General features: G+C 74.0%; 18 protein-coding genes and 4 pseudogenes. 10 read left to right on the top strand and 12 right to left on the bottom strand.

Going from position 1 to position 20,986, the window contains the following annotated elements; translation table 11 throughout:
* Nucleotides 1-54: 54 nt before the first annotated feature.
* The 8 genes and pseudogenes from pth to UK82_RS03415 all read right to left on the bottom strand — a co-directional run bounded on the left by pth (nucleotide 55) and on the right by UK82_RS03415 (nucleotide 5,369).
* Nucleotides 55-648 carry an aminoacyl-tRNA hydrolase gene (pth, locus tag UK82_RS03450; RefSeq protein ID WP_044883375.1) on the bottom strand — a complete coding sequence of 198 codons (594 nt, stop codon included), beginning with the start codon at nucleotides 646-648 and terminating at the stop codon, nucleotides 55-57.
* A 69-nt stretch (nucleotides 649-717) separates the two neighbouring features.
* Nucleotides 718-1,341, bottom strand: coding sequence for a 50S ribosomal protein L25/general stress protein Ctc (locus UK82_RS03445; RefSeq protein ID WP_044883493.1), 624 nt, complete (start codon nucleotides 1,339-1,341; stop codon nucleotides 718-720).
* A 461-nt stretch (nucleotides 1,342-1,802) separates the two neighbouring features.
* Nucleotides 1,803-2,114 (bottom strand): annotated as a pseudogene (locus tag UK82_RS35415) (alkaline shock response membrane anchor protein AmaP); the annotation flags it as partial.
* Complete coding sequence (locus UK82_RS03435; protein WP_055406349.1) at nucleotides 2,111-2,875, bottom strand: DUF6286 domain-containing protein; 765 nt, start codon at nucleotides 2,873-2,875, stop codon at nucleotides 2,111-2,113. The pseudogene UK82_RS35415 and the gene UK82_RS03435, both read right to left, overlap by 4 nt.
* 210 nt (nucleotides 2,876-3,085) lie before the next feature.
* On the bottom strand, nucleotides 3,086-3,529 hold the full coding sequence (locus tag UK82_RS03430; protein ID WP_044883373.1) for an Asp23/Gls24 family envelope stress response protein: 444 nt from the start codon (nucleotides 3,527-3,529) through the stop codon (nucleotides 3,086-3,088).
* Nucleotides 3,526-3,714: a DUF2273 domain-containing protein gene (locus UK82_RS03425; RefSeq protein ID WP_044883372.1), complete on the bottom strand. Its 189-nt coding sequence runs from the start codon at nucleotides 3,712-3,714 to the stop codon at nucleotides 3,526-3,528. The genes UK82_RS03430 and UK82_RS03425 overlap by 4 nt, the downstream gene beginning before the upstream one ends.
* Before the next feature lie 546 nt (nucleotides 3,715-4,260).
* Nucleotides 4,261-4,785 (bottom strand): hypothetical protein, encoded by a 525-nt coding sequence (locus tag UK82_RS03420; protein ID WP_236705456.1) that lies wholly within the window; start codon nucleotides 4,783-4,785, stop codon nucleotides 4,261-4,263.
* A 65-nt stretch (nucleotides 4,786-4,850) separates the two neighbouring features.
* Nucleotides 4,851-5,369 carry an Asp23/Gls24 family envelope stress response protein gene (locus tag UK82_RS03415; RefSeq protein WP_055406275.1) on the bottom strand — a complete coding sequence of 173 codons (519 nt, stop codon included), beginning with the start codon at nucleotides 5,367-5,369 and terminating at the stop codon, nucleotides 4,851-4,853.
* A gap of 495 nt (nucleotides 5,370-5,864) precedes the next feature.
* Between UK82_RS03415 and UK82_RS03410 the strand changes: the two genes are divergently transcribed.
* From UK82_RS03410 to UK82_RS35405, 3 genes and pseudogenes are all read left to right on the top strand, one after another.
* Nucleotides 5,865-6,911 (top strand): 4-(cytidine 5'-diphospho)-2-C-methyl-D-erythritol kinase, encoded by a 1,047-nt coding sequence (locus tag UK82_RS03410; RefSeq protein ID WP_044883369.1) that lies wholly within the window; start codon nucleotides 5,865-5,867, stop codon nucleotides 6,909-6,911.
* A pseudogene (locus tag UK82_RS35410) lies at nucleotides 6,908-7,949 on the top strand (ABC-F family ATP-binding cassette domain-containing protein); the annotation flags it as partial. The gene UK82_RS03410 and the pseudogene UK82_RS35410, both read left to right, overlap by 4 nt.
* A 1-nt stretch (nucleotide 7,950) precedes the next feature.
* The coding region (locus UK82_RS35405; protein WP_236705455.1) for an ATP-binding cassette domain-containing protein at nucleotides 7,951-8,812 on the top strand (862 nt) is incomplete at its 5' end.
* Nucleotides 8,813-8,884: 72 nt separating this feature from the next.
* Here UK82_RS35405 and UK82_RS03400 read toward each other — a convergent pair.
* Nucleotides 8,885-9,916 carry an acyl-CoA desaturase gene (locus UK82_RS03400; RefSeq protein ID WP_055406347.1) on the bottom strand — a complete coding sequence of 344 codons (1,032 nt, stop codon included), beginning with the start codon at nucleotides 9,914-9,916 and terminating at the stop codon, nucleotides 8,885-8,887.
* Nucleotides 9,917-10,765: 849 nt separating this feature from the next.
* Here UK82_RS03400 and glmU point away from each other — a divergent pair.
* The 4 genes and pseudogenes from glmU to UK82_RS03380 all read left to right on the top strand — a co-directional run bounded on the left by glmU (nucleotide 10,766) and on the right by UK82_RS03380 (nucleotide 15,002).
* Nucleotides 10,766-12,379: a bifunctional UDP-N-acetylglucosamine diphosphorylase/glucosamine-1-phosphate N-acetyltransferase GlmU gene (gene glmU / locus UK82_RS03390; protein WP_083507039.1), complete on the top strand. Its 1,614-nt coding sequence runs from the start codon at nucleotides 10,766-10,768 to the stop codon at nucleotides 12,377-12,379.
* A 488-nt stretch (nucleotides 12,380-12,867) separates the two neighbouring features.
* Nucleotides 12,868-13,332, top strand: a pseudogene (gene prs / locus UK82_RS35400) (ribose-phosphate diphosphokinase); the annotation flags it as partial.
* Nucleotide 13,333: 1 nt separating this feature from the next.
* Nucleotides 13,334-13,842: ribose-phosphate diphosphokinase (gene prs / locus UK82_RS35395; protein ID WP_236705454.1), on the top strand; the 509-nt coding region annotated here is incomplete at its 5' end.
* Between the two features lie 134 nt (nucleotides 13,843-13,976).
* Nucleotides 13,977-15,002 (top strand): tryptophan--tRNA ligase, encoded by a 1,026-nt coding sequence (locus UK82_RS03380; RefSeq protein WP_044883364.1) that lies wholly within the window; start codon nucleotides 13,977-13,979, stop codon nucleotides 15,000-15,002.
* Nucleotides 15,003-15,021: 19 nt separating this feature from the next.
* Here UK82_RS03380 and rsmA read toward each other — a convergent pair whose 3' ends face one another.
* Nucleotides 15,022-15,798 (bottom strand): 16S rRNA (adenine(1518)-N(6)/adenine(1519)-N(6))-dimethyltransferase RsmA, encoded by a 777-nt coding sequence (rsmA, locus tag UK82_RS03375; protein WP_236705453.1) that lies wholly within the window; start codon nucleotides 15,796-15,798, stop codon nucleotides 15,022-15,024.
* A gap of 107 nt (nucleotides 15,799-15,905) precedes the next feature.
* Nucleotides 15,906-16,730 carry a TatD family hydrolase gene (locus UK82_RS03370; RefSeq protein WP_044883363.1) on the bottom strand — a complete coding sequence of 275 codons (825 nt, stop codon included), beginning with the start codon at nucleotides 16,728-16,730 and terminating at the stop codon, nucleotides 15,906-15,908.
* Nucleotides 16,731-16,844: 114 nt separating this feature from the next.
* Here UK82_RS03370 and UK82_RS03365 point away from each other — a divergent pair, with 114 nt between their 5' ends.
* On the top strand, nucleotides 16,845-17,957 hold the full coding sequence (locus UK82_RS03365; RefSeq protein WP_044883362.1) for an ABC transporter substrate-binding protein: 1,113 nt from the start codon (nucleotides 16,845-16,847) through the stop codon (nucleotides 17,955-17,957).
* Between the two features lie 270 nt (nucleotides 17,958-18,227).
* The gene (locus tag UK82_RS03360; RefSeq protein ID WP_044883361.1) at nucleotides 18,228-18,782 is read left to right on the top strand and encodes a YdcF family protein; all 555 of its coding nucleotides are present in this window, start codon (nucleotides 18,228-18,230) and stop codon (nucleotides 18,780-18,782) included.
* A 301-nt stretch (nucleotides 18,783-19,083) separates the two neighbouring features.
* Here UK82_RS03360 and rsmI read toward each other — a convergent pair whose 3' ends face one another.
* Nucleotides 19,084-20,232 (bottom strand): 16S rRNA (cytidine(1402)-2'-O)-methyltransferase, encoded by a 1,149-nt coding sequence (gene rsmI, locus UK82_RS03355; protein ID WP_055406271.1) that lies wholly within the window; start codon nucleotides 20,230-20,232, stop codon nucleotides 19,084-19,086.
* A 40-nt stretch (nucleotides 20,233-20,272) separates the two neighbouring features.
* On the opposite strand from rsmI, the pseudogene UK82_RS35390 reads away from it, so the two are divergent.
* Nucleotides 20,273-20,985: pseudogene (locus tag UK82_RS35390) on the top strand (phospholipid carrier-dependent glycosyltransferase); the annotation flags it as partial.
* Between the last annotated feature and the right edge of the window lies 1 nt (nucleotide 20,986).

Here is a 20,986-nt window from a genome sequence, read left to right as displayed (position 1 = left end):
CACGCCGGGCGGGGTCGGAACCGGGCGGGGTCGGGACAGAGTGCGGGGCCCCGGTCAGAGCAGGGCGTGATAGCGGTTCTGCGTGGGCTCCAGGCCATCCGTGATGAGCATTTCGACCGAGTCGGCGGCGTGCTCCAGCAGCAGCGGCAGCTCGCGCCGCTCCGCCGCGCCGAAGTCCCGCAGGACGAAGTCGGCCGGGTCCATCCGGCCGGGCGGGCGACCGATGCCGACCCGGACCCGCAGGTAGTCGCGGGTGCCGAGGGCAGAGGAGATCGATCGCAGCCCGTTGTGGCCGTTGTCCCCGCCGCCGCGCTTGAGCCGGACGCTCCCGAACGGGATGTCCAGCTCGTCGTGCACGACGATGACCCGGGCCGGATCGATCTTGTAGAAGGTGCGCACCGCCGAGACGGGCCCACCCGAGAGGTTCATGAAGGACAGCGGGCGGGCCAGGACCGCCCGCGCGCCGGCGAGGCGAACCTCGGCGACATCCGCCCGGGACCGGTGCGACTTCAGCCGCGACCCGGCCCGCTCGGCGAGCAGCTCGACGACCATGAAACCGGCGTTGTGGCGGTTGCCGGCATAGCCCGGACCCGGATTGCCCAGTCCGACGACGAGCCACGGCCCGTCGTCGGTCGGCACGTTCGTCATCGACAGCTCATCCGCAGGTCATCGGCAGGTGACGAGATGACGAGGGGGTCGACGGGGAGAGCCGTTCGCCTAGGCGGACGCGCTCGCCACGCCGGCCTCCTCGGTCGCCTCGGTGGTCTCGCCGAGCTCGGCGTCCTGCTGGGCGACAGTCCGCTTGGCCAGGCACTGCACGACGGCCAGATCGGGATCGGCGTCGAGTTCGGCGCCGTCAGGCAGCGGCAGCTGGCGGGCCAGCACGGCGGTGCCCGGCTCCAGGCCGGTGATGTCCACTTCGATCGCGTTCGGCAGACGCGAGGCGTCGGCCTTCACCGCGATCGAAGTGACCTGCTGGTCGACCAGCGTGTCGGGGTGGGGCTCGCCGACGACCTGCACCGGGATGTCTGCGACGACCTTCTCGCCCCGGTTCACGAGAACCAGGTCGATGTGCTCGAAGCTGCCCTTGATCGGGTGCCGCTGGACGTCCTTCGCGAGCGCGAGCTCGGTGCCGTCGGCAAGCTCGAGCGTCAGCAGGACGTTCGTGCCGGCGTCGGTCTTGAAGGCGTGCAGCAGGTCGTGCGCGGGCAGGGCGATGTGGCGCGGCGGCTTGCCGTGACCGTAGAGAACAGCGGGTACCTTGCCGGCGCGGCGGGTGCGACGAGCACCGCCCTTACCGAACTCGGTGCGCGGCTCCGCGGCGATGCGGACCTCGGACATGGCGGCGCTCATCCTTTCCAAAACAGGGGATTCCATCGCCGGAGGGCGGGAGAACCACCGCGGCGCGGTCCTTCACAGTACCGGACGCTTCGCGAGTGGTGGACGGCCACCCCGATCTGTCAAGACCCTGCGGGGATGCGTGCCGTCGTGGGGCACCGGTCACGGCCGGACCGGCGGCATCAGCGGACGCCGGATGGGCGTCGGGCCGCACCGACGGGCCGGATGTTCACCTGAGCTGGCAGATCGGGGCGGCCGAGCGCCCGCCGGGCCCGTCCCAGCACCGGGCCGCAGACCTCCCCGACCACGCCGGACACGTCGGTGCCGCGGGTCACTCGGACCGCGATGTCCAGCGACGGTTCGCGCCTGCCCCGCAGCTCGGCCCACGCGCCCTCGACGCCCGCGATCCCGGCCACGTCGTCCGCGACAGCGTCGGTCAGCGCGGCCGCCGGCAGGTGCACNTNGCCCAGCGCATCGTGGGTCACGTCCAGCCCGGGGGACCTGTCGGTGCGCATCTGCTGGGCCAGCCAGACCAGTGCCAGCAGGGCGACCAGCCCACTGCCGACCCCGATGACCAGCCAGAACCAGCCGTGGTCCGCGGCGAAGTCACGGACGTCCGGATCGAGTACCGACTGGTCCGCCCGGCCGTCCCCGAAGACGCCGACCCCGGTGAGCAGCGCGACCACGCCGGCCGCGGTGAGCAGCACGCCCAGGACGGCGAGGATGACCTGGTTGCGCCGGTCGGTCGACGGCGTGTGCGGCCCGGGGCCGGTCACGGCGCCTCGCCTCCCTGCCGAGTCGCGGCACCCACACGGGCGCCGTCCGGTTCGGGCCCGACCCGCCGGCCGGGCCCGTCCGGACCCTCTGACCCGACCGGACCCTCTGACCCGACCCGGCCGTCACGCCCGGAGGGGCCGGTATGCCCGCCCGGACCGCCCCGCTCGGCCGGGCCGTCATGCCTAGCCGGCCCATCCCCCCCGGCCAGTTCGTGCCGAGCAGCGGTCGACCGCGCGGTTACCCGGACGACGGGGACGGACGGCTCGGCCAACGCGAAGGCGTCGAGCTCCTCATGCAGCGCGGCCTCCACCTGCTGCGCGACCTCCACCCGATGCGGGGCGCCGCCCGCGATGGGGGGACGCAGGCGCAGCCGGGCATCCGTGCCCCGCCGGTCCACCCGGACCCGGGCCCGCTCCACCCCGTCGACGGCGAGTGCCGTGGCCCGCAGGTCCCGGGCCAGCCCGCGCCGGTCCACGAACACCCCGGTCCGCGGGCTGTCCCAGCGGATACGCAGCCGGGCGGGTGTGCCGCGCCGAAGCGCGGTCCCGATCAGCAGCAACCCGACCAGCGCGACGAATCCGGCGGCCAGCAACGCCGGCCCCTCCGACCAGGCGGTGTCGCTGAGACTGTTCGCCCAGCTCTGCCAGTCGATCACGATATGACCACCGCCCGCGGCGGCAGCGATGATCTCGATGACGGCGATGACACCGGCAGCCGCGATCAGCGCGGCCAGCAGCCCGGCGACGATCCGACGTCCCATCCGCACGATGTCCACCCCCCACCGAGTCCACCCGTACTCCACGACTCGTGCCCAGCCGAGCACGAACAGACACCACCCATCCGCCTCCCCACCTTTCCCCCGGGGATGAAACGGGCACCGAACCCATGACGGCAAAACGGACACCGAAGCCCGTGGAACGGCAGCCGGTGGAGGACAGGGGCGGGGTGACCGCGGGCAGCCACCCGGGGATCAGCCGTCCGGTTCGCCGCCGCCGGGGCTCAGGGAGGGCACCTCGATGTCGAGATGGGCGACCCGCACACCGGCGAGCGCCGCGAGCCGTTCCCGCACCTCGCCCCGCACCCGCTCGGCGGTCTCGCCGACGGGGTTCGGGTACCGCACCGAGAACGTCATGGTCAGCCGCGCCGTGCTGCCCTCGAGCCGGGCGTCCACCCGGGGTCGGCGGGCATGCCCGCGCCACCGGGCCCCGCGGCGCCATCGCGCCCCGTCCCGGCGGGCACCTCCCCGGCGCGAGAGCCGTCGCGGCGGCCCGGTCACCCCGGGCACCTCCGCGGCGGCCACTGCGGCGATCTTCTCCACGACCCGGTCGGCGACACGCAGCGAACCTGCCGCCGCACCTCCGCGCCGGGTGCCGGCCGGCTCGGCGGACGCATCGGGCCGAGACGGCGTCGTCACCGCCGGCTCCGGCGCCGGTCCCCGCCCACGTAGCGGGTGATGTCGAGATCACCGTCGACGACCTTGCCGACGACCAGCCCGACCGCCCCGAAGACGAGGACGATCAGGAACTCGCTGAACCCGCCGAAGGCGAGAGCGAGCCCGGCGATGAGGCCGGTGATCAGACCGAGTGCTGCAGCTCGCATGGTGACGCCCCTTCCGGTCCACGACCCGTCCAGTCGGGTAGTACGTCCGGCGTGCCCCTCGGACGGGTCAGGCAGGAGCCATGGGCACGATCGTCACATATGGCGAGGGGACAGCTACGTTTCATGCGGGAGTGTCGCGTCAGCGGACCCGAGAGCCACGCTGTGCTCTCGAACCCTCCTTTCGGTGTACCCATCGGACGCCGAGCCGATGGGCCCACCGTTCACCGAGACCCGGCCATCGGCGCCGCGCGGTGCCGCCCCAGTCCCGGCCGCGCTCCGCTATCCAGCCGGCCAGCTGCTCGGCTCCGGTACGTCGGTAGTAGGCCGTAGGCCGCGAGGCGGCACCGGTCGCCGAGCCAGGGGTCGCCGAGCCAGGGGTCGATGCGGCGCGCAGCGCCCGCAGTCCCTCGGCGAAAGCGTGCGGATCTCCGCCGCGGTCCGGGTGATGCGTCCGAACGAACGCCCGGATCTCCGCCCGGCGCCGGGCCGCGTCGGGGTCCGGCCGGGTCTGCGGACGGGCGACGTCATCCCCCGCATGTCGGGAGGTCACGGCGGCCACACCCACGGCTGATCGTCATCCCCCGATCGCGCCAGCCGCGGATCCCCCGCACCCCGACCGAGTGGCCACCCACCGGGCGCGGACCCCTCGGTCGGGCTCCGTCCGCCGATCGGCGTTCGCGGGTCGACCGATGCCGGCCCGTCCGCGGGGTCGAGATCGCGGATGACCACGTCCACCCGGGGACAGTCGGGGGCGGCGCAGCGCACCGCCGCCCGGATCCGGCCGGCGAGATCGGGCAGCGGCTCGCCGTAGCGGCAGTCGACCTGCACGAGGATCCGGTCAGCCCGCACCCGCACCCCCGCGACCCGGCGACCCGGCAGGTACGTCGCCACCTCAGCCCCCCCGAACCGGTCCCGCGCCGCGTCCACCCGCGTGACTTCGGCCGTGGCGTCGTCGGTGCGGGCTGCCGGGTCGGCATTACCGCAGGGCGACGCGCTGGGGCGCGCTGGAATGCTCAGGGCCGCGGGCGTGGGGGCGGCGACGAGCCGCGTCACCCCAGGGCAGGCGGCCACGGCCGCCGCGACCCTGTCGGGATCCCAGCGAAACCAGGCGGCGGTATCCCCCGTCCTGACCGGGCTCACTCGACCCGCCGGGTCTCTTCCTGGCTGTCTTCAGCGATGTAGACGTCGTCGACCGCAACGTTGACCTCGGTGACCTCCAGCCCGGTCATCCCCTCCACGGAGCTGACGACGTTGCGCCGGATCGACTGCGACAGGTCGACGATGGAGACGCCGTAGTCGCAGACCACGTCCAGGTCGACGGCCGCCTGCCGCTGGCCGACCTCGACCACGACGCCCTGCGCGACGCTGGCCGACGCGCCGGGGATGCGGGCCTTCACCGAGGCGACCGCCCGGGCGCCGCCGGTGCCCAGCTTGTGTACGCCGGCGACTTCGCGGGCCGCCACCCCGGCGATCTTGCGGACCACGACGTCCGCGATCGACGTGCGGCCCAGTTCGCTGATGAGCTCCGTTGAGTGCTTGCGGTCCGGCACAGCGGCCCGGCCAGCGACGCCGGTCGCCGGCGAATCCGCATGGCCGGCGCTGGTCGAGGTCCCGGCGCCGGTCGTCGTGGTTCCGGAGCTGGTGGTCGTGGTCATGGTGCTCCCTTTCATGGTTTCGGCGCCCCGGGGTGGGTCGTGATCGCGGGGCACCACCCGGGGTCAGGCCGCCGCCCGCCCTTCGGGGGCGGGTCCGACCGGGCCGCCGCGGGTCAGCTAGGACACGACGGCGACGCATGTGCAGGCCGGACGTCATGGGGAGCTGGGAAAAGGTGTGAAGGGCCAGGTCCAACCGGGCGGGGTGGCGTTCCGAAGCACGTGTGGGCCCTCCCCGACGGGGTCACCCACGCCACGAGCCGCCCGATTTCACCAGCCAGGCATCCCGTTCTCCCATGTACCCCGTGGGCGGACAGTCATACGCTCCGGGCCCGCGGATAGGTTGGATCCGGCCGGTCGCACTGCCCGTATGGGCGGGGCGCCCGCACGAGTAGAGCCGTCCCCTCGAGTGAGCCTGAGTGAGTCCGAGCGAAGGAGCATCCGCTGCCTCGATCCCACCCGGGCCCGCGCCAAGGCGCGGGAGCCGGCACCGCCGCCGTGACCGTCCGGGCCCCGGCCAAGGTCAACCTGCATCTCGGCGTCGGCCCGCTGCGGCCGGACGGCTACCACGATGTGATCACCGTGCTTCAGGCCGTCTCGCTGTTCGACGACCTGACCGCCACCGCGCTTGACCCCACGGAGCTTGACCCCACGACGCTCGACCCCACGGCGCTCGACGGGGTGCCCCCCGGCGACCAGGACGGGGTCGTGGTCACCGTCGAGGTCTCCGGCGAGGGCGCCGACCCGACCGCGCGGGGCCCGGCCACGACCACCCCCGACGTGTCCATCGTTCCCACCGGCCGTGACAACATCGCCGTCCGCGCGGCGCACCTGGTCGCCGAGGCCGCGGGCATCACCTCGGAGCGGGTGCACCTGACCCTGGCCAAGGGCATCCCGGTCGCCGCGGGCATGGCCGGCGGCAGCGCGGACGCGGCGGCGGCGCTCGTCGCCTTCGACGCGCTGTGGCAGGCCGGCCTCGACCGGGTCGCCCTCGCCGGCCTCGCCGCCCGGCTCGGCAGCGACGTCCCGTTCCCGCTGACCGGCGGGACCGCGCTGGGCACCGGCCGGGGCGAGCAGCTCACCGACGTCCTGGCCACCGGCGAGTACCACTGGGTGTTCGCCCTCGCCGACGGCGGACTGTCCACCCCGGCCGTCTACGCCGAGTTCGACAAGCTGTCCGAGGGCCGGCTGCGCACCGGGCCCACCCCCGCCGACGACGTGCTGGCGGCGCTGCGCACCGGCGACCCCGCCCAGCTCGGGGCGGCCCTCGTCAACGACCTGCAGCCAGCGGCGCTGCGGCTGCGGCCGGCGCTGCGCCGGGTCCTGGAGACCGGCCGCGAGCTCGGCGCCGTCGGGGCCATCGTGAGCGGTTCGGGGCCGACCTGCGCCTTCCTCGCCGCCGGGGCGACCGAGAGCGTCGAACTGGCCGCGAGCCTGGCCGGAATGGGCGTCGCCCGGGCCGTGCGCCGAGCCTCCGGGCCGGCGGCCGGCGCCCGGGTGCTGGAGGGACCGGACGACGCGGACGGGTCGGGCGGAGGGCCGTGAGCCCCGTCCTGGTCAGTTTGGAGAACGTCGACGCCGCCTTCGGTACCCGCACCCTGCTTGACCAGGTGAGTCTGGGCATCGGCACGGGCGAGCGGATCGGGGTGGTCGGGCGCAACGGCGCCGGCAAGTCCACCCTGCTGCGGATCATCGCGGGCGAGGCGGAGCCACACGCGGGCCGGGCCGTGCTCGCGGGATCGACCCGGGTGGGCTCGCTGGCCCAGGCGGACGTGCTGCCCGCCGACCGGACGGTCCGCGAGGTCGTGGTCGGCACCGGCGCGGAGCACGAGTGGGCTGCGGACCCGCGCCGCCGCGGCGTGCTCGCCGGCCTCGGCCTGCTGGACCGCCTCGACGACGTGCTCGGCCCGATGTCGGGCGGCGAGCGTCGGCGGGTGGCGCTGGCCCGGCTGCTGGTCCAGGACCTCGACCTGCTGATCCTCGACGAGCCGACGAACCACCTCGACGTCGAGGGGGTCGCCTGGCTCGCCGCCCACCTCGCCGGCTGGCGCGGCGGCCTGCTCGTCGCCACCCACGATCGCTGGTTCCTCGACGAGGTGTGCGGCCGGGTGTGGGAGGTCGTCGACGGGCGCGTCGACGCCTACGAGGGCGGCTACTCCGCCTACGTCCTCGCCCGGGCCGAACGGACCAGGCGGGCGGACGCGTCGGAGGCCCGCCGGCAGAACCTGCTGCGCAAGGAACTCGCCTGGCTACGCCGCGGGCCCCCCGCCCGGACCAGCAAGCCGCGGTTCCGCATCGACGCCGCCAACGCCCTGATCGCCGACGAGCCGCCGCCCCGCGACACGATGGCGCTGCGCAGCTTCGCGGCCTCCCGGCTCGGCAAGGACGTCTACGACGCGGAGAACATCACCGTCCGGATCGGGGAGCGCACCCTGTTCGACGGCATCACCTGGCTGCTGGGTCCGGGGGACCGGATCGGGCTGGTCGGTGTCAACGGCGCCGGCAAGACGACGCTGCTGCGCACCCTGCTCGGCGACGTCGTCCCGGACGGTGGGCGGGTGAAGGTCGGGGCCAGCGTCCGCCNCGCCCTGCTGTCCCAGGAGGTCATCGAACTCCCGGCGTCGCTGCGGGCGCTGGAGGCCGTCGAGCAGGTCGGCCGGTCGCTGGAGGTCGAGCGGGGCCGGGAACGCAGCGCCGGGCAGTTGCTGGAGCAGTTCGGCCTGCCGTCGTCGCGGCAGTGGACCCGGGTCGGTGACCTCTCCGGTGGCGAGCGGCGCCGGCTGCAGCTCCTGCGCCTGCTCATGGCCCGTCCGAACGTGCTGTTCCTGGACGAGCCGACCAACGATCTCGACACGGACACCCTCACCGCGTTGGAGGACCTGCTCGATTCCTGGCCCGGCACCCTGGTCGTGGTCAGCCACGACCGGTACTTCCTCGAGCGCACCTGCGACGTGACGATGGCGCTGCTCGGCGACGGCCACCTGCGGATGCTGCCGGGCGGCATCGAGGAGTACCTGGCCCGCCGCGCCGCCGCCGGGTCGGAGACCGCCACCTCGGCCCCGCCGGCCCCGGGGGCCGCCGTGGGCGGGACAGGTGGCGCGGGTGGCCGGGGTGGCGCGGGTGGCGCCCGGATCGGCGAAACCGCGCCGGGCGTTCCCGCCTCCGCGACGGCGGCCTCCGGCACGGCAGCATCCGCCACCGGCACGGCGACCGGGCCGTCCCGGTCCGGCAGCGAGCTGCGGGCCGCCCGCAAGGAACTGACCCGCCTCGAACGCGCCCTCGATCGGCTGACCCGCCGGGAGCAGGAGCTCCACCATGCCCTCGCCGAGGCGGCGACCGACCACGAACGCCTGTTGGCGCTGGACGCCGAGCTGCGCGCCGTCGTCGCCGACAAGGACGGCACCGAGGAGGCCTGGCTGACGCTCGCCGCCGAGCTGGAGGGCTGAACGGGCCGCCCCGACGCCGCCGGCCGGGCGCAGGCCGATGGCGTCGAGGCTGGACGCGGTGAGGTCGGGGGCTCAGGCGGTCGCGTCGGCGGTGACGCGCTTGGCGGCGAGGCGGGCCGGGTCGGGCCAGCGCACATCCCAGACCAGGTGCAGCGTCTCCATCAGCTTGATGATGTAGAAGCTGGTGTCGATCTGCCAGGGGCGCACGCCGTGGCGGGCCGAGGTCGGCTCGGCGTGGTGCAGGTTGTGCCAGGACTCGCCCATCGACAGCAGCGCCAGCGGCCAGACGTTGGTCGAACGGTCCCGCGACCGGTACGGCCGGGAGCCGAGCACGTGGCAGATGCTGTTCACCGACCAGGTGACGTGATGGAGCGTGGCGACCCGGACGAGGCCCGCCCAGAAGAACGCCTGCGCGGCCGCCTCGAACGAGCCGCCCCAGAGGCCGCCGATGATCGCCGGCGCGGCGAGGCTGACGAAGGCGCACCCGGCGAACGAACGGCTGACCTTCACGATGTCCGGGTCGTCCAGCAGGTCGGGGGCGAAGCGGCGCTGGTCGGTCTGCTCGACGTCGAACAGCCAGCCGACGTGGGCGTGGTAGAGGCCCTTCATCATCGACCACGTGCCGGGGCCGTAGCGCCACGGCGAGTGCGGGTCGCCCTCGGCGTCGCTGAAGGCGTGGTGGCGCCGGTGGTCGGCCACCCAGCGGATCACCGGACCCTCGATCGCCATGTTGCCGGCGACGGCGAGCGCGATGCGCATCGGCCGGGACGTCTTGAAACCACGGTGGGTGAAGTAACGGTGGAATCCGACCGTCACCCCGTGCCCGCTGATGGCATAGAAGATCAGGGCAAGGACGACGTCATGCCAGGAGATCCACCGGCCCCACAGCGCGGGTATCGCGGCGATCACCGCGGCAAGCGGAACGATGATCGTCGTCACCATGATGATCTGTTCGGCCCGAGCCTTCGCCATCGACCTGGGCCTGGTGGCGTTGCCCCGGCTGTTGGCGGGATCGGCGCGGCCGACAGCCTGCCCCGCAGTCGTTTCCCGGTCGTCATCCGGCGCCCGATTGTCGCTCGGTGTCACCGTGTCGGTAGCGGTCATCGCCTCGTCCCGTCCATCGCGGCAGGTCCACTGCGCCGGCACTCCACCGGTCACGGTAGCCCGCCGATGTGACAACAGTCCCCATTGCCGGCGTCCACCACGCAAACGGGCCACCCAATACGGCGGCCCGACCGCCCGGCCTGCCGGCACCGCCGTCGACCCACCGCCCGACACCCGCCCGAAAGGTCTACGTCTCGTGGGGGTACCCGCCCCACCGGGGGCCCCACCCGGACCACCCCGGAGGGCGACCGGCCAACCGTGCCTGGAACCTCGCGGGGCGACCGCGGCGACGCCCGACGCCACCTACCCCGGGCGGCATGCCCCGCAGCGGTGCGGCGGTGGTGCGGTGCGCCCCGATCGCCGCGGGAGCCCGATGCATCGGGCTGTGCCGGGTCGGCGGGGACCGCGGCGCGGCCCGACCCGCGGGACAGTGGTCCGCGACCCTGCTTTTACCTTCCGAGCCACCCCACGATGGTAGAGTTGGCATGTTTTCCCCGCGGTCCGCCGTAGTGTAATCGGCAGCACAGGAGATTTTGGTTCTCTTAGTCCACGTTCGAGTCGTGGCGGCGGAGCACTACCGGAGCACTACCAGTAATACCATCACAAAGAATCGCCGGGAAGTATCGCCGCGCCGGCCGGACCGCCGTCGCCCCCTTTCTCCGCGATCGACCGAGTGCTTCGGCGGGGTATCGATCGGGTCGTTCCCCGCCGGGCGGCCGCCGTGTTCCCCCGGTGACGGCGCCCGGCGTGTTACCGGCGGCCGTCACCTCCCCAGGCCCGGCCAGCAGGTCGCGGTAGTGTGGTGCCCGTCGCCCCATCGTCGTGCAGGCCGAAGATTCGGGAGATCGCGTGACATCACCACGTCCGGCCGCCGTCATCATCCTGGCAGCGGGCGAGGGTCGACGGATGCGCTCGACGACACCGAAGGTGCTGCACAGCATCGCCGGGCGAACCCTGCTCGGGCACGTGCTGCACGCCGCCGGCACCATGGCCGCGCCCCGCACCGCCGTCGTCGTCGGCCACGGCCGGGAACAGGTCGCGGCGATGCTGGCCGAGCAGGCCCCGGCGGTCATCACCGTCGTGCAGGACCGCCAGCACGGCACCGGCCACGCCGTTCGGGTCGCCCTGGCGGCGCTCGACGGGCTCGCCGCCGACGACACGGTCGTCGTGCTCCCCGGCGACACCCCGCTGCTCACCGGGGAGACGCTGGCCGCCCTCACCGCCCATCACCATGCCCAGCGCGCCGCCGCGACCGTGCTGACCGCCGTCCTCGACGACGCCACCGGCTACGGCCGGGTCGTGCGCGACACCGCGGGCGGGGTCCGGGCGATCATCGAGCACCGCGACGCCGACGCGGCCACGGCCGCCATCCGGGAGATCAACACCGGCGTCTACGCCTTCCGCGCTGGCCCGCTCCAGGCGGCGCTGGCCCGGTTGACCAGGCAGAACGCCCAGGGCGAGGAGTACCTGACCGACGTCGTCGGGCTACTGGTCGGCGACGGCAGTCCGGTGGCGGCGAGGGTCGTCGCCGACCCGGTCGAGGCCGCCGGGGTCAACGACCGGGTCCAGCTCGCCGCCGCCGGTCGGGCGCTGCGCGACCGGATCGTCATCGCGGCGATGAAGGCCGGCACCACCGTCGTGGATCCGCCCACCACCTGGATCGACGCGGACGTCACCCTGGAGCCGGACACGACGATCGCCCCCCACACCTTCCTGCACGGGCGCACCCACCTCGCGCGTGGCGCCACCGTCGGCCCCGAGTGCACCCTCACGGACACGATCGTCGGCGCGGAGGCGAGCGTCGTGCGGACCACGGCCGACCGGGCCGAGATCGGCGCCGGCGCCGCCGTCGGCCCCTACAGCCACCTGCGCCCCGGCACGCGGCTCGGCCGGGAGGGCAAGATCGGATCCTTCGTCGAGACGAAGTCCGCCGAGTTCGGCGACCATACGAAGGTCCCCCACCTCGCCTACGTCGGCGATGCGGTCGTCGGCGAGCGAAGCAACATCGGCTGCACGACCGTCTTCGTGAACTACGACGGCGTCGCGAAGCACCGCACCGTCATCGGCTCCGACGTCCGCATCGGCAGCGACACGATGCTCGTCGCCCCGGTCACCGTCGGGGACGGCGCCTACACGGGCGCCGGTTCCGTCATCCGGGAGGACGTGCCGCCGGGCGCGCTGGCCATCCGCGAGGGGCGGCAGCGGATCATCGAGGGCTGGACGGAGCGGCGCCGGCCCGGCAGCCCCGCCGCGCTGGCCGCGGCCGCCGCCGCTGCCTCGCCGGTTCCCGCCGTCCCCGACACCGCGACGCCGGTCGACTCCCGCGCAGTCGACTCCCGCGCAGCGCAGGCGCCCGAGGTCGGCACGCCCGACGCCGGCCCGCACGGTCGGGGTGACTTGGCGCACACCAGCGGAGGCGAGGCCGGCATCGCTGGCGTTCCCGGAGCGGGAAGCAGAACGTAGAGGCGTCGGTCCCAACCTTCTGACCAGCGGGGGGATGCACACCGCCCCATCGGTCCGGACACCTCGGCGGGCCGCGCGGAGCAGCACCCCCCGCGCGAAGGCACGTCGCCAACAGCCCCACGCCGCCGACAGCCCCACGGCGGCAGCGGACCCGCGACCAGCCGCGTCCCGCTTACGGGCGCCGGACCGGNTAAGCCCCAGACATACCTGCCCACCATCCATCCCAGCCCGCCCGTACCGCCCCTTAGCCCGTACCGCCAGAGCCCGTACCGCCAGAGCTCCTACCGCCAGAGCTCCTACCGCCAGCCTCCCGACCGATGCAGCCCGACCGCCCGCCGCCCGACCGACGCCGCGACTGCCCGCCCACGGCTCGCCGGTCGAACGCGCCGACGCCCCGACCCGGCCCCGGCGGTCTGCGTCGGGCGGCTCGCCGGGCCGGCACGTCGCGCACCCCAATCTGATCATCCGTCACGTCCGAGGAGAACGCGGTGGCCTACCAGACCGAGAACCGGCGCAACCTGATGCTCTTCGCGGGACGCTCGCACCCCGGCCTCGCAGCGGAGGTGGCGGCCGCACTCGACGTCGAACCCGTGCCGACGAACGCCTACGAGTTCGCCAGCGGCGAGATCTTCGTTCGCTTCTCCGAATCGGTCCGCGGCTGCGACGCCTTCGTCCTGCAGTGCCATTCGGCGCCGGTCAACACCTGGCTGATGGAGCAACTGATCATGGTGGACGCCCTGAAGCGGGCGAGCGCCAAGCGGATCACGGTGGTCGCGCCGTTCTACCCCTACGCCCGCCAGGACAAGAAGCACCGCGGCCGCGAGCCGATCTCCGCCCGGCTCGTCGCCGACCTGTTCAAGACCGCCGGTGCGCACCGGCTCATGTCGGTCGACCTGCACACCGCGCAGATCCAGGGCTTCTTCGACGGCCCGGTGGACCACCTGTTCGCGCTGNCGCTGCTCGCCGACTACATCGAGAACAAGCTGGACACCTCGGAAGTCACCGTCGTCGCCCCCGACTCGGGCCGGGTACGGGTGGCCGAGCGCTGGACCGACCGGCTGGGCTGCCCGCTGGCCATCATCCACAAGCGGCGGGACCCCGACGTGCCCAACCAGGTGAAGATGTTCGACGTGGTCGGTGAGGTCCGCGGCCGCACCTGCGTCATCGTCGACGACATGATCGACACGGCCGGCACGATCACGAAGGCGGCGGAGTCGCTCAAGGAGCATGGGGCGACCCACGTCATCGCGGCGGCGACACACGGCGTGCTGTCCGGGCCGGCGGCCGACCGGCTGAAGAACTCCGAGATCGGCGAGGTCGTCCTCACCAACACCCTGCCGCTGCCCAGCGAGGCGCGGATCGACAAGATCACCGAACTGTCGATCGCCCCGCTGCTGGCCGCCGCGATCAAGGCGGTCTTCGAGGACGGCTCCGTGACCGGCCTGTTCGGCGGGGACGCCTGACGGCCGCGGGTGGCGCGTCCCGGGCCCGACCCCGGGACGCCGCCAGCCCGCTACGCCGCCAGCTCGCCACACTGCCAGCCCGCCACGACGCCGGCGAATCGCCGGCACGGTTCGCCTCCGTAGACTGCCCAGCCATGGCAGCGCAACAGCCGAAGGTCTCGCTGACCGGCATCAAGCCGACGGGCGAGCCGCATCTCGGGAACTACATCGGAGCGATCCGGCCCTCGCTGGAGCTCACCTCGACCTACGAGTCGATCTACTTCATCGCCGACTACCATGCCCTCACGTCGATTCGCGACCGCAGGGAGCTGGCGAGCTACACCCGGTCGGTGGCGGCCACCTGGATCACGCTCGGCCTCGACCCGGCGCGCACGGTCTTCTACCGCCAGTCCGACGTCCCCGAGATCTTCGAGCTGTCCTGGGTGCTGTCCTGCGTCACCGGCAAGGGCCTGATGAACCGGGCGCACGCCTACAAGGCCGCCCGCGACCGCAACGCCGAGTCCGGCGTGGCGGATCTGGACGCCGGGATCAACATGGGCCTGTTCAACTACCCGATTCTGATGGCCGTCGACATTCTCATCATGAACACCGACGTGGTGCCCGTCGGGCAGGACCAGTCGCAGCACGTTGAATATGCCGCCGACATCGCCGGCTCGTTCAACCATCTCTTCGGCGACGTCTTCAGCCTGAGGATTCCGGAGGGAATCTATCCGGCCGGCATCTCGGCGCGGGCGCTGCCCGGAACCGACGGCCGCAAGATGAGCAAGTCCTACAAGAACACGATTCCCCTGTTCGCCCCCGAGAAGCAGCTACGGAAGCTCATCCGCGGCATCGTGAGCGACAGCACACCGGTGGAGCAGCCGAAGGACCCGGACACCTCGGCGGCGTTCGCGCTGTTCGAGAACTTCGCCACCCCCGAGGCGATCAAGGAGATGCGGACCCGCCTGGAGCAGGGCGGCACGGGCTGGGGCGAGCTGAAGAACGCCCTGTTCGAGACCGTCAACGCCTGGTTGTCGCCGCTGCGTGAGCAGTACGAGGCGCTCGTCGCCCCTGGCAGCGAGCTCGACGCCATCCTCGCCGCCGGCGCCGAGCAGGCCCGCGACCGCGCCCGCCCCGTCCTCCAGGGCGTCCGCCGCGCCGTTGGCATCGCCTCCCTCTGACCGAGCCTCTCCGGCGACGTTAGTCCGCGGGCGCGCGCTCGGCGGCGACGCGGGCGGTGGCGAGGCGGCAGTAGGCCTCGACGTCGAGGGTCTCGCCGCGGGCGCCGGGATCCACCCCGGCCGCCTCCGCCAGGGTCGTCGCGGCGGCGCGCGAGCCGGCCCAGGGGGCCAGAGCGGTGCGCAGCGTCTTGCGGCGCTGGGCGAACGCGGCGTCGACGGCGGCGAACACCTCGGCGCGTAGCTCCGCCGGCGCCGGCGGGGTCCGGCGGGTGAAGGCGACCAGCCCGGAGTCGACGTTCGGCTGCGGCCAGAAGACCGGGCGGGGCACGCCGCCGGCCGGGCGGCTGCGCGCGTACCAGGCCAGTTTCACACTGGGCGCGCCGTACACCCGGCTGCCGGGCGGCGCCGTCAGCCGGTCGGCGACCTCCGCCTGCACCATCACCAGGCCGCGGCGCAGCGACGGCAGCCGTTCGAGCACGCCCAGCAGCAGCGGCACCGCGACGTTGTAGGGCAGGTTCGCGGCGAGCACGTCCGGGGCGGGCACGCCCGCGGGCAGGTCCGCCGGTCCCAGCCGCAGCCCGTCGGCGAGCACCACGTGCAGCCGCGCCGCGGCCTCGGCGGGCAGCCGGGCGGCGACGGTCACCGGCAGGGCGGCGGCCAGCGGCGCGTCCACCTCGACGGCCACGACTGCGCCGGCGGTGCCGAGCAGCCCCAGGGTCATCGAGCCGAGACCCGGACCGATCTCCAGGACCGTGTCGCGTGGACCGACGTCGGCCAGGCGCACCAGGCGGCGCACGGTGTTCGCGTCGACCAGGAAGTTCTGCCCACGGCGCTTCGTCGGCCGCAGGTCCAGCGCGTGCGCCAGCGCCCGCAGCTCGGCCGGTGCGAGCAGCGCGTCGGTGCCTACCAGGGCCCGAACACCCGCTCGGCGTTGGCGGCGATCGACGCGCCGAGCTCGGCGACGCCCACCCCACGGGTCTCGGCGAGCACCCGCAGCGTCAGCGGGATCAGGTAGGGACCGCCGGGCCGGCCCCGCCAGGGCACCGGGGTGAGGAACGGCGCGTCGGTCTCGACGAGCAGCAGCTCGGCCGGGGCGACGGCGGCCGCCTCGCGCAGGTTTGCCGCGTTCTTGAAGGTCACGTTGCCGGCGAAGGACATCACGTAGCCGGCGTCGGCGCAGACCTTCGCCATCTCGGCGTCGCCGGAGAAGGCGTGGAAGACGACCGTGTCCGGAGCACCCTCCTCGGCGAGGATGCGCAGCGTGTCCTCGTGCGCATCCCGGTCGTGGATCATCAGGGCGCGGCCGGTCTCCTTGGCGATCGCGATGTGCCGGCGGAAACTCTCCTGCTGGACGGCGTGCGCCTCCGGCGGGGTGCGGAAGTAGTCCAGCCCGGTCTCGCCGATGGCCCGGACCTTGTCCCGGCGAGCAAGCTCGGTGATGGCCGCGAACGTCTCCTCGCTCACACCGTGGGCGGCCTCGTTGGGGTGGATGGCCACGGCCGCGTAGAGCTCCGGGTGGGCGTCGGCGACGTCGGCCTGCCACCGGCTCGTCGGCAGGTCCACCCCGACGGTGACGGCCCGGGTGACGCCGACGGCGACGGCGGCCGCGATCGCGGCGTCCACCTCGGTGTCCATGAGGTCGAGGTGGCAGTGGCTGTCGACGACGGCCACCGGCAGGGGATCGGGCGGCGGCGGTGGTTCGCCCGCCCGGTCAGAGTTTCGCGCCACCTCACCCATCCTTCCGCATCCGGTGAAGTCTACGGCCGCTGCCGGGCGCGCCGAGGAATGCGCCTATCAAGCATGGGACGCTTATCTCGTGAGCGACTGCGAGGATTCCTGCCGATGACGACGCCGTTGACCGTGGCCCTCGTCACCCCGCTGACCGGGCCGGACGCCGCCCAGGGCCTGGCCGGTCTGCGCGGCGTCACCCTGTGGGCGCGCGACGAGCGGCTCCCCGCCCCCTGGGACGAGGTGAGCCTCACCGCGTACGACGCCTACCCCGACCCGGCGGCCGCGATGCGAGCCGCCGTCGCCGGCCGTCCGGACGCCCTGCTCGGGCCCTACGGCCACCGGGCGGCCCTGGCGGCCTGCGCGGCGACCGACCGGGTGGTGTTCAACACGGGGGCGCCGTCGACCAGGTTCGTCCGGCAGGCGTTCCCCAACGTCGTCAACATCGCCGCGGCCACCTCGACCTGGCCACGGGGGGTCCTCGCGGCGGTGCGGGCGGCCGACCGGCGGGCCCGCAAGGTCGTCCTGCTCGCCTCGGGCGACACCGCGGTCGAGATCACCTCGGTGGCCAGGGCAGCCGCCACCGCCCAGGCGTTCGAGGTCGCCTCGCACGTCTTCGCGCCGGGGAAGGCCACACTCGCCGCGACCCGGCTACCCCCGGGCGACGTCCTCATCGTGCACGCGAGCCCCGACGACGAGCTGGCCGCGGCGAACATCCTGCTGCGCCGGCCGTGGCGGGCGGCGGCATTCTCCACCGCCGTCAGCGCCCAGGCCACCGCCAGCCTTGGCGACCTGCGCGAGCAACTGCTCGCCCCGGGAAGCTGGATGCCGGAGAGCACCCAGCCGACCGCCACCGGCCCGACGGCGCGCGAGTTCACCGCCGACTACACCGCCCTGCACGGCGTCGCGCCGACGGAGACGGCCGCCTGGGCCTACGTCACCGGCCTGATCCTGGGGCGGGCGATCCGGTTCTGCGGGGGCGTGCAGGACGCCTCGGTGCTCGCCGCCGCCCGCGGTATCGACACGACGACGCTGCTCGGCCGGTTTCGGCTGGACGAGGCGACCGGGCTGCAGGTCGGCCACCAGATCCCGATCGTGCAGTGGCAGGACGGCGCGTCACGCACCGTGTGGCCCAGGGAGGCCGCCCGGGCCACGTTCGCCCATCCCCGCCGGATCACCAGCCGGCCGGCCTCGGCACCGCCGACCTCCACCTCCCCGTCGGCGTAGAGCGGCGTCGGCGTAGAGCGGCGTCGGCGTAGAGCGGCGTCGGCGTAGAGCGGCGTCGGCGTAGAGCGGCGTCGGCGTAGGGCGGCGTCGGCGTAGGGCGGCAGGGAGACGGGCCGCCCGTCGGCGCCGCATCTCGGTGTTGTCCGGGGCGGCGGGTTGCGGCGGGTGAGCCCACCCGGAGCTGGTGAGCCGTGGTTGGCTCGGGTCCACGCGGTGGAACGAGGCTCCACGATGGCCACGGCGGCGCCGAGCCGCCCTGAAGGGAGGTCCATGGCGGCGGGTCCGCTCGAGCGCGCGCCGGCCGGCACGTCGCGCCGCCGGGCCATCGCCATCGCCCTGGTCGGCGCCCTGGCGGTCGCGTTCACTGCGGCCACCGCACGGCTGTTCGTCTTCCCCCAGCGCGAACAGCCGGCGCCGGTCGACGCCATCGTCATGTTCGCCGGCAGTGCTGGCCGGCTCGAACGGGCGGTCGCCCTCGCCCGCGCCGGTTACGCCCCGGTTCTCGCCGTCTCGACGCCGACCGCCGACGACCCCTGCCCCGACGCCATCCCCGGCGTGGAGGTGATCTGCTTCGCGCCCAGCCCCCTGACGACCCAGGGCGAGTCCCGCTGGGTGGGTGCCGCGGCGGCACGGCGCGGCTGGCACTCCCTGATCGTGATCACCTCGACGTCGCAGAGCACCCGGGCCCGGCTACGGCTTGGCCGCTGCTACCCCGGCGAGGTCCGGATGATCGGGGTGCCGCCGCCCCGCCGCCTGTGGCCCTACATGATCATCTACGAATGGGCCGCGATGGGCAAGGCCCTGCTGCTCCAGCGGGGCTGCTGACCCACGCCGCGAGCCCCACTCCCGACTCCAGCCCCCACCTCGGCGATCTTGGGGTTCCGCGGAACCGTGCCCGCGCCTCCCGGAAGCCCCGCCCCCGACGTGCGGGCGTGGCCAGCCGTCCGACGCCGGTGGTTGCAGAGGCAACTGCAAGAGGTTATTCGCGGTAGCAGGCGGGCGAACCACGAACGACCTCCTGCAACTGCTGACCGTCGGCTGGTCGGGACCGGCGCGGCCGTTCGGGTCGGTCCTGACGGGAACGGCCGACCTGACGGGAACGGCCGACCTGACGGGGACGGCCGACCTAGCAGGGACGGTCGGGCGGGGCGGGGCGGGGCGCACGGACGGCGAGTTCGGCGGCGTAGACATCGTTGCGGGACACGCCGTGGTCGGCGGCGACCGCCCGGCGGGCCTCCTTGCGCGGCATGCCGGCGGCGGTGCGGCGGGCGACGTCGGCGGCGAGGACCCGAGCATCGACCGAGTCGACGGAGCCCGCAACGTCGGCAGGGGCGTCGAGCTCCTCCGATCCGCCGCTAGGCGAACCGCCGAGGGGCGAACCGGCGGCAGGCCCACCGACGGCGGACGAGCCGGCAGCGGGCAGGAGGACGGCGGACGAACCCGCGGCGGACAGGCCGGCGGCGGACGAGCCGGCAGCGGACGAGCCGGCAGCAGCCGGCCTGGCGGCGGGCGAGCTGGCGGCGGGCGGAGGGGACTGGACGGGCCTGGCCGCCTCCGCGGCGGCGAAATCGACGGTCACCGGTCCGCGCCTGGCGCCGCCGGCGATCACCAGGGTGAACTCCCCGCGGATCACGCGGCCGTCGGTGGCCCAGGCGAGCAGGGCCGCGAGATCGCCGCGGACGATCTCCTCGAAGGTCTTGGTCAGCTCCCGGCACAGCACCGCGGCGCGGTCGGCACCGAAGGCGGCGATCAGGTCGCCCAGGCCCGCCGGGAGCCGGTGCGGGGACTCCAGGAACACCATCGTGCGGGTCTCGTTGCCGAGTTCGCGCAGCCGGGAACGCCGGTCGGCGCCCTTGCGCGGCAGGAAGCCCTCGAAGGTCCACCGGTCGGTGGGCAGTCCGCTGACGGCCAGGGCGGCGGTCACCGCGGACGGGCCGGGCACGACGGTGACGGTCATGCCGGCGGCAGCGGCCGCGGCGACCACGCGGAAGCCGGGGTCGGACACCGCCGGCATTCCGGCGTCGGTGACCAGGGCGACCGTGGCCCCCTCACGCAGGTAGTCGGTCAGGAGCGCGGCGCGGGCGCCCTCCACCGCGTCGTAGCAGGACACGATCCGGCCGGAGATGGTGACGCCGAGGGCGTGCGCCAGCCGGAGCACCCGCCGGGTGTCCTCGGCCGCGATCACATCCGCCGTGGCGAGGATCTCACCGAGGCGTGGGCTCGCGTCCCGGACATCACCGATCGGAGCGCCGCACAGCACCAGGGTCCCGGACACCCGCCCAGTGTGTCAGGAGCCAGGACCTACCCTGATCGGTGTGACGGCGACGACGGCCCACGTGCCCTGGAGTGCGAGCGGAGGAGGCGACACGCCGCCCGTGACCGGTCCGGACCCGCTCGGTCCGCGGCGGACGCGGGCCGAGGCGCTGCGTGAGCGGCTGTGCCCGCCGATGCCGGGTTCACCGCTGGCCGGGTGGCTGGCGACCCTGTCGGTCGCGGTGCTGGCCGGCCTGCTGCGGTTCTGGAACATCACCCAGCCACGCGGGGTGTACTTCGACGAGGTCTACTACACCAAGGACGCCTGGGGCCTGCTCACCGCCGGTTACGAGATCGACTCGAGGTCCTGTTCCGGGCCGGCGTACGTCGTCCATCCGCCGTTCGGCAAGTGGCTGATGGCCGCCTCCGAGGGCCTGTTCGGGTACACGAACTGCGGGGGGGTTCCGCACGGCGACCCGGAGCTCGGCTGGCGGTTCTCCTCGGCGTTGTTCGGCACGCTGGCCGTGCTCGTCCTCGCCCGAGCCGCCCGGCGGATGTTCCGCTCGACCCTGCTGGGCTGCTTCGCCGGCCTGCTGCTCGCCATGGACGGCCTGGAGTTCGTGCAGAGCCGGATCGGGATCCTCGACATCTTCCTGATGACCGGGGTCGTCGTGGCGCTGGCGTGCCTGCTGCTCGACCGCGACGACGGACGGGCCCGGCTCGCCGACCGCCTGAGCGCGGCCCTGGCCCGAGGCTCCGGTCCGCCACCCGCACCN

This window comes from Frankia sp. ACN1ag (genome assembly GCF_001414035.1).
In the GTDB taxonomy this organism is placed as follows: Bacteria; Actinomycetota; Actinomycetes; order Frankiales; family Frankiaceae; genus Frankia; species Frankia torreyi.
The sequence above is the reverse complement of the archived record's forward strand: the minus strand, read 5'-3'. Positions and strand labels throughout refer to the sequence as shown.